The organism is Pelagibacterium sp. (assembly GCF_035555455.1).
In the GTDB taxonomy this organism is placed as follows: domain Bacteria; phylum Pseudomonadota; class Alphaproteobacteria; order Rhizobiales; family Devosiaceae; genus Pelagibacterium.
In genome coordinates this window covers 1-13,148 of record NZ_DATMGM010000048.1, presented here as the reverse complement: position 1 = coordinate 13,148, position 13,148 = coordinate 1, and the positions used below count along the sequence as shown (strand labels likewise).

Here is a 13,148-nt window from a genome sequence, read left to right as displayed (position 1 = left end):
GTTCAGTTCGTCATGCGCGGTGGCACGAAGCGGCGTTAAAGCCGCCCCATCAGGCGGGTGAACATCAGCAGCCCTTCGGGCCAGGGACCGTGGCCGGATGCGACATCGATGTGGCCCACATCGCCAGCGATATGGAAATCCGAGCCCCAGCACGACGAAAACTCGGCGGCGCGCTCGACGGTGCACCATGGATCGTTGGACGAGGCGACCATCATGGAGGGAAATTTCAACGGATCACGGGGCAGGTCCTTGAAGGCGGCGGTGGCTTCGGGGACGTCCGGATGTTCGTCCACATCGGGCGGAGCGACAAGAAATGCACCGCGCACCTTGGTATCGGTGAGGCGGGCGCTGGCGGCGACGATGGCGGACACGCCGAGCGAGTGGCCGACAAGGACCACGGGGCGGGTTGCCATCATGATGTCGCGCTCGATGGCGCTCACCCAATCGTCCAGCGCGGGCTCGTGCCACTCTTCCTGCTCGACGAAGCGCGCGTTGCGGATGCGGCTGGCCCAGCGGTGCTGCCAGTGGCCGGGGCCAGCATGGCCCAGCCCGGGAATGATGAGAATGTCAGCGTCAGCGGTTTTCATATCTCGACTACTTGGTGGATTTCCCGCGCCGGTGCAAGGGGTGATGATTGCTGGCAGGACATGGGAGCGTGTTTCGTCGTGATGAGGAGGGCGGCGAAGAGTGGTTCGATTGCGGGTGCGGGTGTGGAGGAGAGGCTGCGGCCCCCTCATCCGACCGCTTCGCGGCCACCTTCTCCCACGAGGGGAGAAGGGGTTCTTGGGGGGGACGCTTGAGTTTTTTCGATGGGCTGCGGTGTGCTTGTCTGGTGGGCTCGACAAGCGCTCCGCACCGCTCACCCCGCCCTTCTTCGTCTCACCTCCACTGGAGCGATTTGCGGCTGCGCCATCGGCTCGAAGTCCCTCAGGGGGAGAGGGGGGCTCTTTTGGTGGGCGCTGGTGGCTTTCGATGCGTGGAAGCGAGCTTCACTTCTCCCACGAGGGGAGAAGGGGTTCCTCCCACGAGCGGGAGAAGAGACAGGGGCCTTGGGCGTCTATTCTCCGAACACGCGCCTGAAGATCGTATCGACGTGCTTGAGGTGGTAGGCGTCGTCGAAGCTGGCGTCGATCTGCTCGGGCGTGAGTAGCGCTGAGACTTCGGGGTCGGCCTTGAGGAAATCGGGGAACGCGCCTTCGCCGCGCCAGACTTTCATCGCGTTGCGCTGCACTGCCGAATAGCTGTCCTCGCGGCTCATGCCAGCCTGGGTCAGCGCAAGAAGGAAGCGCTGAGAATTGTGTAGGCCGCCGAGCTTGTCCATGTTGGCCTTCATGGTCTCGGGATAGACCACGAGATTGTCGATCACATTGGTGAGACGTGCCAGTGCGAAATCGAGGGTCACAGTGGCATCCGGGCCGATCATGCGCTCGACCGAAGAGTGCGAAATATCGCGCTCGTGCCAGAGGGCGACGTTTTCAAGCGCCGGAATGACCATGCCGCGCACGAGGCGGGCAAGACCGGTGAGGTTTTCCGTCAGCACCGGGTTGCGCTTGTGGGGCATCGCCGAAGAGCCCTTCTGGCCGGGGGAGAAATACTCTTCGGCTTCCAGAACCTCGGTGCGCTGGAGGTGGCGGATTTCGGTGGCGAGCCGCTCGATGGACGAGGCGATGACGCCAAGGGTTGCGAAATACATGGCGTGACGGTCGCGCGGTATCACCTGTGTGGAGACCGGCTCGACTGCGAGGCCCATCTGTTCGGCGACATATTCTTCGACCGAAGGATCGATATTGGCAAAGGTGCCGACCGCGCCGGAAATGGCGCAGGTGGCGATTTCCTTTTTCGCATTGACCAGCCGTTCGCGGCAGCGGGAAAATTCGGCATAGGCCTGCGCGAGCTTGACGCCAAACGTGGTGGGTTCTGCGTGGATGCCGTGGCTGCGGCCAATGGTGATGGTGTTCTTGTGCTCGTAAGCGCGCTTTTTGAGCGCGGCGAGCAGGGCGTCGAGATCAGCCAGTAGCAGATCGGCAGCGCGGGAGAGCTGGACCGAGAGCGTGGTGTCAAGCACGTCAGACGAGGTCATCCCCTGGTGCACGAACCGGGCTTCAGGGCCGACGATTTCGGCCAGATGGGTCAAAAAGGCGATGACGTCGTGTTTGACCTCGCGCTCGATCTCATCGATGCGGTCGACGTTGAAGCTGGCATCCTTGCCCTTGGCCCAGATCTCGTCGGCGGAAGCCTGCGGCACGACACCGAGCTTTGCCTGCGCGGTGGTCGCGTGGGCTTCGATCTCAAACCAGATCCTGAACTTGGTCTGCGGGGACCAGATATCGACCATTTCTTTGCGGGAATAGCGAGGGATCATAAGGAGATGTGCCTTGGTTCTGAGAGGGAGATTCAGCCTTGCCGAGGGGCGGCATAGCGTTTCATGCGTGCGTCGAGGGTTCCCGTGTGGAGCTCGAACAAATGGTTGTCATGGTCGTAGAAATAGAGGGAACGGCCTTCGCCCTCAACGCGGGGGCGGTCGGGCAGAAGAGTCGCGCCCAGCTTGGCCAACCGGTCGCGATAGGTGTCGAGGTCGGACTCGGCGACCTTAAAGGCGAAATGATTGTAGGTGCGGGTGGGGAGGGGATCGCCCTTCATCGTGGCGATCCAGATGTCGGACGCGCCGAGCAGGAAAAAGCGTTCCTCGGAGTGGGAGAACTGTTCAGCACCACTATCGTAGATCTTGCGTGCACCGAGCCCATCGACCAGCAGTGTTTCAGCGCGGTCGAGGTCGCTGACGATCAGGGTGATGTGGCTCAGCGCTTCGATCAAGATCAGCCCTCCATGGCGGCGTCGCGGATGGCGGAGATGCGGGGGGCGTAGGTGGTGGGATCGTTGCCTTTATAGACAGCGGACCCGGCGACCAGAGCGGTGGCACCGGCGGCGGCCAGTGCGCCAGCATTGGTGGGATCGACGCCGCCATCGACTTCGATTTCGATGGGGCGGTCGCCGATCAGCGCTTTGGTGGCGCTCACCTTGGCGATAGCTTCGGGAATGAAGGCCTGTCCGCCGAAGCCGGGATTGACGCTCATGATCAATATAAGGTCAAGCTTATCAATGACGTGCTGGATGGCGGAAACCGGGGTGGCGGGGTTGAGCGCGACGCCAGCCTTCTTGCCCAGCGCTCGGATCGCTTGCAGCGAGCGGTCGAGATGGGGACCGGCTTCGGCGTGGATGGTGATGATATCGGCACCGGCTTTGGCGAAGGCTTCGAGATAGGGATCGACGGGAGCGATCATCAGGTGAACGTCGAGAATCTTCTTAGTCACCGGGCGGATGGCCTCGACGATCAGCGGACCGATGGAAATATTGGGGACGAAATGACCGTCCATCACATCGACATGCACCCAGTCGCAACCGGCCTCGTCGATGGCGCGGACTTCGTCGCCGAGCCGGGCAAAATCGGCCGACAGAATGGAGGGAGCGATCTTGACGGAAGGTGTGGACATTGAAGCCGCCTATATTGTGGGATTGAGCGCTTCTTAGACCGGAAGAGGGGCGGATCACAAGGGATGAGGGGCCGAATGGGGGCGGTTCTCACATCCACGTCATGCGTCCCCGCAACGCATTGCGGTTTCCGCCGCAGTCAGTAGAAGTGGCCGCAAACAAGGTTCGGAGTGGTCATGTTCGGATTTGAGTTGCCGGTGGTGTTCGGGGCGGGCGTCCTGAGTTTTTTGAGCCCATGTGTCCTGCCGCTGGTGCCAGCCTATCTCACCTATATGTCGGGCGCGACGTTCGAGCGGCTGCGTGAGGAAGGTGAGGCGGGCGGGCGGCTGTACGGGCGGACCGCGATCACCGCGCTGGCGTTCGTTCTGGGCTTCTCGCTGGTGTTCATCGCGTTTGGTGCGACGGCGACGTTCTTCGGGCAGGCGCTGCGCAAGGCACTTCCGGTGCTGATGCCGCTGGCGGGCGTTGTGATCATCGCCATGGGGCTGCATTTCCTCGGGGTGTTCCGGATCTCCTGGCTGTATCGCCAGTTTCAGATGGAAGGCCCGAAAATGGCCAGCGGGCCGCTGGGCGGGTTCCTGCTCGGGCTGGCGTTTGCCATCGGCTGGACGCCGTGTATCGGGCCGGTGCTGGCGGCGATCCTGACGGTGGCAGCAAGCCAGCAGACGGCCTGGGAAGGCGCGGCGTTGCTCGGCGTCTATTCGCTGGGACTGGGCGTGCCGTTTCTTCTGGCGGCGCTGGCCCTGGGGCCGTTCCTGACGTTCTTCGATGGCTTCAAGAAGCATCTGGGGACGGTGGAAAAGGTGATGGGCGGGCTGCTGGTGATCGTCGGAATCCTGTTCCTGACCGGCAATTTTACCCGTTTGGCTTTCTGGATGCAGGCCAATTTCGAGGTGCTCAACCAGTTCGGATAATGAATCCGGATTGCCCGGCAAGGGGCTGGAATTACAGCAGTTTCATGCCGCGCAGCGAGGTGTGGCGGGATTTGCCCACGATGATGTGGTCGTGCACGGTGATGCCCAGCGGACGGGCGATGTCGACGATCTGACGCGTCATCCGCACATCGGCGGACGAGGGCGCGGGATCGCCTGAGGGGTGATTGTGCACAAGGATCAGCGCGGTGGCCGAGAGTTCGAGCGTGCGCTTGATGACTTCGCGCGGATAGACGGGGGTGTGGTCGACGGTGCCGGTCTGCTGGACTTCATCGGCGATCAGCCGGTTCTTCTTGTCGAGGAACAGGATGCGGAACTGCTCGATGGTTTCGTAGGCCATGGCGGTCTTGCAATAATCGACGACTTCGGCCCATGAGCCCAGGATCGGGCGCTCGTGGATGGCATCCTTGCCGATCTTTTGCGCGGCAGCCAGGACGACCTTGAGCGAGAGAACCGAGGTGGGGCCCAGCCCCTTGATCTCTTCGAGCAGGTTCGGTGCGGCACCAATGGCTTCGGAAAACGTGCCGAACCGCTTGATCATGGCCTTGGCGATCGGCTTGGTGTCCCGGCGCGGGATGAGGGCGAACAGCAGCAGTTCGAGCAGTTCGTAATCGTGCAGCGCCTCGGCGCCGCCGGTCTTGAAGCGCTTGCGCAGGCGGTCGCGATGGCCGTGATAGTCCGGCGTGTCTGTCTCTTCGCGGCTGTCGGCGATGTCGTCGGGGGCGACATCTTGGAGGGGAAGAACGGGCGAGGGGTCGGATATCAGTTCTGATTCCGACAAACCGCCGATGGTTTTTTCCCCCTTGTCCGAAGTCATGCCGTGTCGCGGGCCTCCAGCGGGTTGAACAGGCCGCGCGGCGAGAGCGTGAAAATCTCGTGGCCGGTTTCGGTGATGCCGATGGAATGCTCGCATTGGGCCGAAAGGGTGCGGTCGCGGGTCACGGCGGTCCAGCCGTCATTGAGGATTTTCACATGCGGCTTGCCCAGATTGATCATGGGCTCGACGGTGAAGATCATCCCCGGCTTGAGCTCAACCCCGGTGCCGGGGGTGCCGAAATGCATGATGTTGGGCTCGTCATGGAACAGCCGACCGATGCCGTGCCCGACGAAATCGCGCACCACCGACGCGCGCTCGCCTTCGGCATAGCGCTGGATGGCAGCGCCGATATCGCCGGTGGTGTTGCCGGGCTTGGCCACTTCGAGACCGAGACGCAGGCTCTCATAGGTGATCTCGATCAGCCGTGCGGCCTTGCGGGAAATGTCGCCGACCGCATACATGCGGCTCGAATCGCCGTGCCAGCCATCGACGATCAGGGTCACGTCGATGTTGACGATATCCCCCTCGCGCAGGGGGCGGTCTGACGGCATGCCGTGGCAGACCACGTGGTTGATCGAGGTGCAGGTGGAATAGCGGTAGCCGCGATAATTCAGTGTCGCCGGCATCGCGCCATTATCGCGGGCGAATTCATAAACAAAGCGATCGAGCTTATCGGTGGGAACGCCCGGCTCGACCATGGGGGTGAGCAGATCAAGCGCTTCGGCGGTTAGGGCGCCAGCCTTGCGCATGCCGACAAAGCCGTCTTCGCCATGCAGGGGAATGACGCCGTGCATGCGTTTGGTCTTGGCCGATGCTTCGACATAGGTGGTCATTGGATTCTCCGTATTGCAACGAAGGTAATCGTCTCAATGCCGGATTGGAAGAGCGCGGCCAAGGCGGATGGCCTGCGGGGAGATCACAGTATCGTAGCACAGGGCCTCGACGCCTGCTTCGCGGGCGCTGGAAAAGGCGGTGGCATAAGCAGCATCGATGTCGCTGGCGAGCGCAAAGCCGGTGCAATCGGCGCGCTGCACGAGATAGAGCATCACGGCGCGGTGGCCTTCTGCGACCATGCGGGCGAGGTCGACGAGGTGGCGCGCGCCGCGAGCGGTAACCGAATCGGGGAATTCGGCCAGACCGGGCGCGCGGACCAGATGGACGTTCTTGATCTCAAGATAGCAATCGGGCAGGCCGTCACCGGTCAACAGAAAATCGACGCGGCTCTTTTCGGCGTATTTCACCTCCGGGCGCACGGTTTCGTAGGCGGCCAGTTCGGGGATGGCGCGCGCGGCAAGGGCGCTGGCAACGATGCGGTTGGGGTGGGCGGTGTTGATGCCCACGGATCCGGTGGGCAACTCCACCAGTTCGAGCGAGAAGGCCAGCTTGCGCTTGGGGTTGTCCGATTTCGACAGCCACACGGGCAGGCCCGGCATGTTGAGCCCGGTCATCGCGCCGGGGTTGGCGCAATGGACGGTGATCTCTTCGCCGGTTTCAAGGACGACATCGGCAAGGAAACGCTTGTAGCGCCTGACGAGGGTTCCGCGGATCAGCGGGGAGGGAAAGAGCATGACTGGCCTGGATGGAATGGGGGTGAAGGCCATTCATAGCGGCAACATGGCAGCCCGGCCAGCCAGCCGCAGTCGCGTTGGGTGTATTGCGCCGCTCGGCGCGGGTTAGCGTGTCCAGAGCGCGATCTGGATGACATCTGGATCGAAGGGCACGCTTTCATCGCGGGTTCCTTCGAATTCCATCCAGCTTATGCGCGCGGTCACGGTCGTGGCGTTGAGGAAAAACAGGGGGCCGCCGGGCAAGGGGAAGGGCATCGACGGACTGGACATCGTGAACCTGCCTGAGGGAAAGGACGCCTCGACGGTTTCCACCCGGGTCCAGGGTTTGCCGCTGATCTCTTCCACCGGGGGATGATCGGGCTCGGACTCGTGGATCGCGATGCGGATGTGCTGGTTGAGGCAATCCTGGGTATAGATGACGATCCCGGCGGCGGGGACGAAGAGGCTGCGCCTATCCATTTCGGCGGTGATCTCAATGGGCGCCTCGAAGCCGGCATCCTCGGCATCGATGAGATAGAACTGGCCGTAATCGGCCTGCCACGCAAACCTGGCCCATCCGCGCAGCGCCATATCACGCGTCCATTTCGGGTTTGCGTCCGAACCCAGTCAGGTCACTTCCATCGTTTTGCTTGCATAGTCTCGCTTGATTTTCCAAGCCAGTGCGGGCATCCATGGCGCTCCCTTTGCAAAGTATGGCACCCATGGACGAACCCGCAGTTACCGCAGGCCTTATCGTCATAGGCGACGAAATTCTTTCAGGGCGCACGCACGACGTCAATATCGCGACGACAGCGCAGTTCTGCACCGATCTGGGCATCGAGCTGCGCGAGGTGCGGGTGGTGGCGGACGATACCGACGCCATCATCGAAGCGGTCAACGCGGTGCGCGCGCGCTACACCTATGTGTTCACCACCGGCGGCATCGGGCCGACCCATGACGACATCACCGCCGATGCCATCGCAAAAGCGTTCGGGGTGGCCCTGCCGGTCAACGAGACGGCGCGTGCCATGCTCGAAGCACGCTGGGCCGAGACCGGGGCAGAGGCGACGCCGGCAAGGATGCGCATGGCGCGCATCCCCGAAGGTGCGGACCTGATCGTCAACGCCATTTCGGCAGCGCCAGGATTCCGGATTGGCAATGTGCATGTGATGGCCGGTGTGCCTAAAATCATGGCGGCGATGCTGGAATCGATCGCGCCGACGCTCAAGGGCGGGCGCAAGGTGGAAAGCCGCACCGTTGCCGCCGCGATCGGCGAGGGTGCGATCGGCGATCCGCTGGCGGAAATCCAGTCGCGCTATGACGACGTCAAGATCGGCTCCTATCCCCAGATGGGGAATACCTCGATCATGACCTATCTGGTGATGCGCAGTCACGCTATACCCCGGCTGGAGGCGGCGACCGCCGAGGTGCAGGCGCTGGTCGACAGGCTGCACGCCGAAAGGAACATCGTTTTGCCCAAGGAACCTTACGCATGAACCCGCAGAACAAATCCTTCCCCGTTTCCTGGGATCAGTTTCATCGCGATTCCCGCGCGCTAGCCTGGCGGCTGACCAGCGAGGGACCATTCCACGCCATCGTCGCCATCACGCGCGGCGGGCTGGTGCCCGCGGCGATCATCGCGCGCGAGCTCAACATCCGCATGATCGAAAGCGTTTCGGTGAAATCATACGATCACCAGAACCAGGGCGGGATCATCGTGCTCAAGCCGATCAGCACCGATCTAGTCGCTGCCGACGCCGAGGGCAAGAAACTGCTGATCATCGACGATCTGGTCGATACCGGGGCGACGGCGCGGGTGGTGCGCGAAATGCTGCCCAATTCGCACTTCGCCACTGTCTATGCCAAACCGCAGGGGCGCGATCTGGTCGACAGCTTCATCACCGAAGTGAGCCAGGACACGTGGATCTACTTCCCGTGGGATCTGGATTTTACTTATGCGCCGCCCATCACCGGCGGAACCGACTGATGCTGATCAAGCTCGAAGTTCTGGAAAAGATAAAATCGGGTGAGATTACCCTGCAATTCCGGCGCTGGCGGCGGCGGACGGTGAAGGCCGGCGGGACGCTCAAGACGCGGGTGGGGGTGCTCCAGATCGGCGCGATCAACCCGATAATGCCCGAAAATGTAACCGAAGCGGATGCGCAGCGGGCCGGGTTCAAAGACGTGGCCGATTTCCTCAAATGGCTCGATACGATGAAGCCGGGGGACCTTGACCGCATCGAGGTGAGCTACAAGGGAGAATAACCGCCATTTCTGGCGGCCACGCGGGCGTGGTGGAATTGGTAGACACACAGGACTTAAAATCCTGAGGAGGTATCTCCGTGCGGGTTCGATTCCCGCCGCCCGCACCATCTCATCACTCACGCTAAACACGCTTTGCTCGCTGGCTGTGCGGGGCGGGCGAAAGCCCGGGCCGCAGTCGCGGCCTTGGGCCGATTCGCAGCTTCTCCGCTCACCCGCACCGGTTCCCGGATTGAAGTGTCGCTCAGTCTTCGGGGGGCAGAAGAAGCGCGGTCAAGGACTCTTCAAGCCATTCGGCGAAGTCGTCGACGGAACGGCCTTCGACGCTTGTGAACAACAGGAACAATTCGGGACTTGCCAGCCGGAAAATGGTGTCGGTCGCTGTGTGTTGGTCGAGGCCATCGCGCAGGGGACCGTTAGCGGTGAGCGCCAGGGCGACGAATTCCAGATTGCGCCGCCGACCTTCGTGGAGCCCGCGATAGAGATCGCCCAGACGCGGATCGCTTTCAGCGGCAGAGCGGGCGGTGGCGATCAGCGGCGCGACACGATGCAAAATAGCGGCGATGGAGTGGGCGAACATCCGGATTTGCGCCGGCTGACTGGATAATTTCTTTATTTCCTGAACGCCGGCCTGTTCGAGAAGGGGGACCTGCGGTTGGGTGCCCCGGATAGCGTCGCGAACCAGTCGCTCCAGCAGCGCGCGCTTGTTGCCAAACACCGCATAGATGGTCTCGTTCGATACGCCAGCCTTACGCGCTATGGCGGCGATGGTGGTGCGCGCCCAGCCCTGTTCCCTAAACAAGGTTTCCGCCGCTTTCAGAATGGCCATTTGTGTCTGCTCCGCCTGATTGCGGCGCAGATCGGAGCGATAGGGCCGGCGTGTATTGACATTATCGGTCATTTTGATACACTTATGCTGTATTCAATATATCGTTGGTCAATGATGGCGAGGAATCTGCAAGATGCAAGCCTCCCGAACACTGTCCCGGTCCGGAGTGGCCGTTGCGACTGCGCGCCCGGTCCTGCAATTTCTGGCGATTATGCTGATCGCGCTGGTGGCAGGAAGCACATTCGGCATCTGGAGGGGGTATGATCCGGGTGGCTATTCCGCGCTGACTTTTCTCGAAACCCTTCAGGGGGCGGTCGGCGGGCTCAACGTGACGTTGCCGCTAATGGGGGCTGGCGCGCTGGTGATGACCGGCATTCTTGCGGTGATGGCGCGGCGGGACCGTCCGGTGGCCGTTGCCTATGCGTTTGCGTTCGTTCTGATGGCGGTGGCGGCTGTGATCACCCGGTTTGCCAATCAACCGATCAACGCCGACGTGGTGACATGGACGCCGGATTCGATGCCAGCCAACTGGACCGCCATTCGCGATGTCTGGTGGCACTGGCATGTGGTGCGGACGATGTTGAGCATGCTGGGACTGGCCGTGCTGGTGCTGGCGATCATGGCCGACCGGAACCGGAGCAGCGCTCCTTCAGCCTAGGCGCTGATCAAGCTCACATCTGTGCGCAGCGGGAAAACAGGGTGGCGTCGGGGCCGCGATCGGGCCAGGTGATGGCGATGTCGGCACCGGCCTGGGAAAAGAGAATCGGCTCGCGAACGGTTTCGCCTTCAGCCTGACACGTGAGATCTGCCGTCGCTCCGCCTTCGGGGGTGGGGGCGATGTTGCTCATTTCGCAGATGTTTTCACGCCCTTCAAAACGGGTCGGCGTGATGGTGATGGGGAAGCCTTCACTCTGATCGGTGCACCAGACCGGATCGGCGGCCCAGCGGCCGACGTAAAAGGGTGTCGGTTCCGGCGATTCGCCTTCGCTGGTGGCCGGAGAGGGGGCTTGCGGTGTCTCGGAGCAGGCGGCAAGGAGGCCGCAAAGGGCGACGAGCACTAGGGCGGAGGGGCGCAGGGCCATGGCGGATATTCCCGATATTCTATGCGATTGCGTTGGACCAGGAACATCTTAGAGCAATTTCTGATCTGATTGAATCAGATCATGCACGCTACGTCCTTGTTTTGGCGCGCTTCCTTGGTCCGGGGGGCGCTCCCAAACAAAATCGACCGCTCCGCGCAAGGCGGAACGGCCGATCGAAAAGGAGGTCGTGAAACCCGCTGGGGCTTACTGGACGGCGGGGGCTTCCATCGTCTCGGCCGGAGCTTCGGTCGCGGCGGTCAGCGCGGCGAATTCCTCAGGCGACAGAACGCCATCGCCATCGGTGTCGAGCATCGCAAAGCTCTCAGGGGTCAGATCGGGAATCGCCGCCTGGAGCTCTTCAAGCGTGATTTCGCCGTTCTGATCGGCGTCGAGCGCGTTGAAATCGAGGGCCTGGGCAAAAGCGCCTCCGGTGGCCGAAAGACCAAGGGCAACGGCAAGGGCGATAACGGTTTTTTTCATGGGTTCAGTGCTCCATGTGAGAGATAACGCGGACAGTGCCGCACTGTAAGAATTCAACCGGGATTGGGCCCGGTCGCCGGATCCGCCTGATCGCGAAACCGTGAACACAGGGTGGGTGCGCCGGGTGGCGAGGATGGGACCTCTAAAGGGCTATGCCGAGGAAATTGTTGGGGTTTTTTGAGGCGGAAGCGGCAAGTATGGCGGCAATGGGATCGGTGCAAACGGCGCTATGCGGTGCAGAGCGGGCGGTTGGCGCGTTTGCGTGCCACAATCGGGGCGGAGTGGCTAAAGTGTTGCCTCAATCACGCGGACGTGATCGACCTTCGCAGGCGGAGCATTTTCGGCGCGCGGCCGTTGAGAGACCAACAAGGAGAGCGATCATGGCGTTTGGACGATGGACATTGGGTGCGGCCCTGCTGGTGCTGGGAGTGGCTGCGACGCCGAGTGCCGCGCAAACGCCACAGCCGCCGATCTGGGTCGTGGGGGACGAGGATTCGACGATCTATATGATCGGCACGGTGCACATGATGCGCGATGGCGTGGACTGGGAAAACCCGAAGCTGGAGGCGATTCTGGGCGAGACCGACGAGGTCTGGCTAGAATTGTCGGACTTCGAGCCGCCTGCGGACCTGTTTTCCAAGATCATGCGCACGGCAATATCGCCGTATCGCCCGCTGTCATCGCTGCTCGACGCCGATGAGATGGCGGGGCTGGAGGTGATTCTCGACCAGCACGGGGTGCCGCTGGACAGTTTTGACGAACTGCGTCCCTGGTATGCCTATCTTCAAATCTCAATGCTGGCGCTGACCCAGGCCGGGTTCGACCCGGAAGGGGGCATCGATGTGCGGATCAAGCAACGGGCCGACGAGCTGGGCGTGCCGGTGAGCGGGTTTGAAACCTTCGATGACCAGTTCGACATGCTGTCGGGCATGTCAGAGGAGGTGCAACTGGACCTGCTGCGCCAGACGATCATCGATTACGACGAGGCACAGGGCGGCCTCAGTGACGAACTGGAAAGCTGGATCGATGGTGATCTGACGGTGCTCGAACAGGAGACAGCGACGATCGCCGCTGAAATGGAGGAATTTTACGAGGCGCTGTTCGTCAATCGCAACCGGGGTTTTGTCGACGGGATCGAGGCCATCCTGGCTGGTGAGGGCACCGCCCTGGTGGCGGTGGGGCTGGGCCATTATGTGGGGCCGGATTCGATTCCTGCCATGCTCGAAGCGCGTGGGCATGTGGTGGATACGCTCTGACAGCCCGGCGGGCCCCTCAGGAGGCGAGTTGGGCTTTGGCCTCTGCGACCAGGGCATCTACGCTCAAGGCGACATCGAGCACGATGCCGTGTTCGTCGGGTTCGAACGGTTCGAGGGTCGCGAACTGGCTGTCGAGGAGCGCCGGCGGCATGAAGTGGCCGGGGCGGTTGGCCTGACGTGCGGCGATCACCGATTTGTCGCCGGTGAGGAGCACGAAGGCGATCGGCTCGCCCGCCCGGTTACGCAAGCAATCGCGATAGGCGCGGCGCAGGGCCGAACAGGCACATACGGCGCGGCCATTGGTGTCGGCGGTGTTGCGCATGGCGTCGGCGACGATCTCCAGCCACGGCCAGCGATCGGCATCGACCAGCGGTGAGCCGCCGCGCATTTTTTCGACATTGGCGCGGGGATGGAGATTGTCGGCGTCGATGAACGGCGCGCCAAGCGCAGCCGC

At 62.3% G+C, this 13,148-nt stretch carries 18 protein-coding genes and 1 tRNA gene; 7 read left to right on the top strand and 12 right to left on the bottom strand.

Going from position 1 to position 13,148, the window contains the following annotated elements:
• Positions 1-35: 35 nt before the first annotated feature.
• The 4 genes from VNS12_RS09730 to rpe all read right to left on the bottom strand — a co-directional run bounded on the left by VNS12_RS09730 (position 36) and on the right by rpe (position 3,491).
• Complete coding sequence (locus VNS12_RS09730) at positions 36-587, bottom strand: RBBP9/YdeN family alpha/beta hydrolase (RefSeq protein WP_325487635.1); 552 nt, start codon at positions 585-587, stop codon at positions 36-38.
• A gap of 470 nt (positions 588-1,057) precedes the next feature.
• A complete protein-coding gene (gene purB / locus VNS12_RS09725; RefSeq protein ID WP_325487634.1) occupies positions 1,058-2,362 on the bottom strand; it encodes an adenylosuccinate lyase in 1,305 nt (434 codons plus the stop codon).
• Between the two features lie 32 nt (positions 2,363-2,394).
• Positions 2,395-2,814, bottom strand: a complete 420-nt coding sequence (fosX, locus tag VNS12_RS09720) for a FosX/FosE/FosI family fosfomycin resistance hydrolase (RefSeq protein WP_325487633.1) — start codon at positions 2,812-2,814, stop codon at positions 2,395-2,397.
• Between the two features lie 2 nt (positions 2,815-2,816).
• Positions 2,817-3,491, bottom strand: a complete 675-nt coding sequence (gene rpe / locus VNS12_RS09715) for a ribulose-phosphate 3-epimerase (protein ID WP_325487632.1) — start codon at positions 3,489-3,491, stop codon at positions 2,817-2,819.
• Between the two features lie 174 nt (positions 3,492-3,665).
• On the opposite strand from rpe, the gene VNS12_RS09710 reads away from it, so the two are divergent.
• Positions 3,666-4,403 carry a cytochrome c biogenesis CcdA family protein gene (locus VNS12_RS09710; RefSeq protein WP_325487631.1) on the top strand — a complete coding sequence of 246 codons (738 nt, stop codon included), beginning with the start codon at positions 3,666-3,668 and terminating at the stop codon, positions 4,401-4,403.
• Between the two features lie 31 nt (positions 4,404-4,434).
• On the opposite strand, the gene radC is transcribed toward VNS12_RS09710, so the two are convergent.
• From radC to VNS12_RS09690, 4 genes are all read right to left on the bottom strand, one after another.
• Positions 4,435-5,238, bottom strand: coding sequence for a RadC family protein (gene radC / locus VNS12_RS09705; RefSeq protein WP_325487630.1), 804 nt, complete (start codon positions 5,236-5,238; stop codon positions 4,435-4,437).
• Entirely contained in the window at positions 5,235-6,071 is an 837-nt protein-coding gene (gene map / locus VNS12_RS09700; RefSeq protein ID WP_325487629.1) for a type I methionyl aminopeptidase, read from the bottom strand. The genes radC and map overlap by 4 nt, the downstream gene beginning before the upstream one ends.
• A 33-nt stretch (positions 6,072-6,104) precedes the next feature.
• Entirely contained in the window at positions 6,105-6,806 is a 702-nt protein-coding gene (gene sfsA, locus VNS12_RS09695) for a DNA/RNA nuclease SfsA (protein WP_325487628.1), read from the bottom strand.
• A 105-nt stretch (positions 6,807-6,911) separates the two neighbouring features.
• Entirely contained in the window at positions 6,912-7,376 is a 465-nt protein-coding gene (locus VNS12_RS09690) for a hypothetical protein (protein ID WP_325487627.1), read from the bottom strand.
• A 122-nt stretch (positions 7,377-7,498) separates the two neighbouring features.
• Between VNS12_RS09690 and VNS12_RS09685 the strand changes: the two genes are divergently transcribed.
• From VNS12_RS09685 to VNS12_RS09670, 4 genes are all read left to right on the top strand, one after another.
• Complete coding sequence (locus VNS12_RS09685) at positions 7,499-8,281, top strand: competence/damage-inducible protein A (protein WP_414693103.1); 783 nt, start codon at positions 7,499-7,501, stop codon at positions 8,279-8,281.
• Positions 8,278-8,772, top strand: coding sequence for a xanthine phosphoribosyltransferase (gene gpt, locus VNS12_RS09680; protein WP_325487625.1), 495 nt, complete (start codon positions 8,278-8,280; stop codon positions 8,770-8,772). The genes VNS12_RS09685 and gpt overlap by 4 nt, the downstream gene beginning before the upstream one ends.
• The gene (locus tag VNS12_RS09675; protein ID WP_325487624.1) at positions 8,772-9,050 is read left to right on the top strand and encodes an ASCH domain-containing protein; all 279 of its coding nucleotides are present in this window, start codon (positions 8,772-8,774) and stop codon (positions 9,048-9,050) included. Before gpt ends, VNS12_RS09675 begins: the two co-directional genes overlap by 1 nt.
• 20 nt (positions 9,051-9,070) lie before the next feature.
• A tRNA-Leu gene (locus VNS12_RS09670) sits at positions 9,071-9,157 on the top strand.
• Positions 9,158-9,291: 134 nt separating this feature from the next.
• Here VNS12_RS09670 and VNS12_RS09665 read toward each other — a convergent pair.
• Positions 9,292-9,948 carry a TetR/AcrR family transcriptional regulator gene (locus VNS12_RS09665; RefSeq protein ID WP_325487623.1) on the bottom strand — a complete coding sequence of 219 codons (657 nt, stop codon included), beginning with the start codon at positions 9,946-9,948 and terminating at the stop codon, positions 9,292-9,294.
• Positions 9,949-10,009: 61 nt separating this feature from the next.
• Here VNS12_RS09665 and VNS12_RS09660 point away from each other — a divergent pair, with 61 nt between their 5' ends.
• Positions 10,010-10,534, top strand: a complete 525-nt coding sequence (locus tag VNS12_RS09660) for a DUF1772 domain-containing protein (protein WP_325487622.1) — start codon at positions 10,010-10,012, stop codon at positions 10,532-10,534.
• 13 nt (positions 10,535-10,547) lie between these two features.
• Here the strand turns inward: VNS12_RS09660 and VNS12_RS09655 are convergent, their stop codons facing one another.
• Together VNS12_RS09655 and VNS12_RS09650 are read right to left on the bottom strand one after the other, a co-directional pair.
• Positions 10,548-10,958, bottom strand: a complete 411-nt coding sequence (locus tag VNS12_RS09655) for a hypothetical protein (protein WP_325487621.1) — start codon at positions 10,956-10,958, stop codon at positions 10,548-10,550.
• A gap of 204 nt (positions 10,959-11,162) precedes the next feature.
• A complete protein-coding gene (locus VNS12_RS09650; RefSeq protein WP_325487620.1) occupies positions 11,163-11,438 on the bottom strand; it encodes an EF-hand domain-containing protein in 276 nt (91 codons plus the stop codon).
• 380 nt (positions 11,439-11,818) lie between these two features.
• Between VNS12_RS09650 and VNS12_RS09645 the strand changes: the two genes are divergently transcribed.
• A complete protein-coding gene (locus VNS12_RS09645; RefSeq protein ID WP_325487619.1) occupies positions 11,819-12,694 on the top strand; it encodes a TraB/GumN family protein in 876 nt (291 codons plus the stop codon).
• 16 nt (positions 12,695-12,710) lie between these two features.
• On the opposite strand, the gene VNS12_RS09640 is transcribed toward VNS12_RS09645, so the two are convergent.
• A partial coding sequence (locus VNS12_RS09640; protein WP_325487618.1) for a gluconokinase occupies positions 12,711-13,148 on the bottom strand: 438 nt, incomplete at its 5' end.

Excerpts from the sequence above, each read along its gene's own strand:
- VNS12_RS09685 (WP_414693103.1), top strand. The coding sequence starts at position 7,499 with ATGGCACCCATGGACGAACCCGCAGTTACCGCAGGCCTTATCGTCATA.
- VNS12_RS09655 (WP_325487621.1), bottom strand. The coding sequence starts at position 10,958 with ATGGCCCTGCGCCCCTCCGCCCTAGTGCTCGTCGCCCTTTGCGGCCTC.
- rpe (WP_325487632.1), bottom strand. The coding sequence starts at position 3,491 with ATGTCCACACCTTCCGTCAAGATCGCTCCCTCCATTCTGTCGGCCGAT.
- purB (WP_325487634.1), bottom strand. The coding sequence starts at position 2,362 with ATGATCCCTCGCTATTCCCGCAAAGAAATGGTCGATATCTGGTCCCCG.
- VNS12_RS09650 (WP_325487620.1), bottom strand. The coding sequence starts at position 11,438 with ATGAAAAAAACCGTTATCGCCCTTGCCGTTGCCCTTGGTCTTTCGGCC.
- VNS12_RS09645 (WP_325487619.1), top strand. The coding sequence starts at position 11,819 with ATGGCGTTTGGACGATGGACATTGGGTGCGGCCCTGCTGGTGCTGGGA.
- sfsA (WP_325487628.1), bottom strand. The coding sequence starts at position 6,806 with ATGCTCTTTCCCTCCCCGCTGATCCGCGGAACCCTCGTCAGGCGCTAC.
- gpt (WP_325487625.1), top strand. The coding sequence starts at position 8,278 with ATGAACCCGCAGAACAAATCCTTCCCCGTTTCCTGGGATCAGTTTCAT.
- VNS12_RS09730 (WP_325487635.1), bottom strand. The coding sequence starts at position 587 with ATGAAAACCGCTGACGCTGACATTCTCATCATTCCCGGGCTGGGCCAT.
- VNS12_RS09665 (WP_325487623.1), bottom strand. The coding sequence starts at position 9,948 with ATGACCGATAATGTCAATACACGCCGGCCCTATCGCTCCGATCTGCGC.
- VNS12_RS09710 (WP_325487631.1), top strand. The coding sequence starts at position 3,666 with ATGTTCGGATTTGAGTTGCCGGTGGTGTTCGGGGCGGGCGTCCTGAGT.
- VNS12_RS09660 (WP_325487622.1), top strand. The coding sequence starts at position 10,010 with ATGCAAGCCTCCCGAACACTGTCCCGGTCCGGAGTGGCCGTTGCGACT.
- map (WP_325487629.1), bottom strand. The coding sequence starts at position 6,071 with ATGACCACCTATGTCGAAGCATCGGCCAAGACCAAACGCATGCACGGC.
- VNS12_RS09690 (WP_325487627.1), bottom strand. The coding sequence starts at position 7,376 with ATGGCGCTGCGCGGATGGGCCAGGTTTGCGTGGCAGGCCGATTACGGC.
- VNS12_RS09675 (WP_325487624.1), top strand. The coding sequence starts at position 8,772 with ATGCTGATCAAGCTCGAAGTTCTGGAAAAGATAAAATCGGGTGAGATT.
- radC (WP_325487630.1), bottom strand. The coding sequence starts at position 5,238 with ATGACTTCGGACAAGGGGGAAAAAACCATCGGCGGTTTGTCGGAATCA.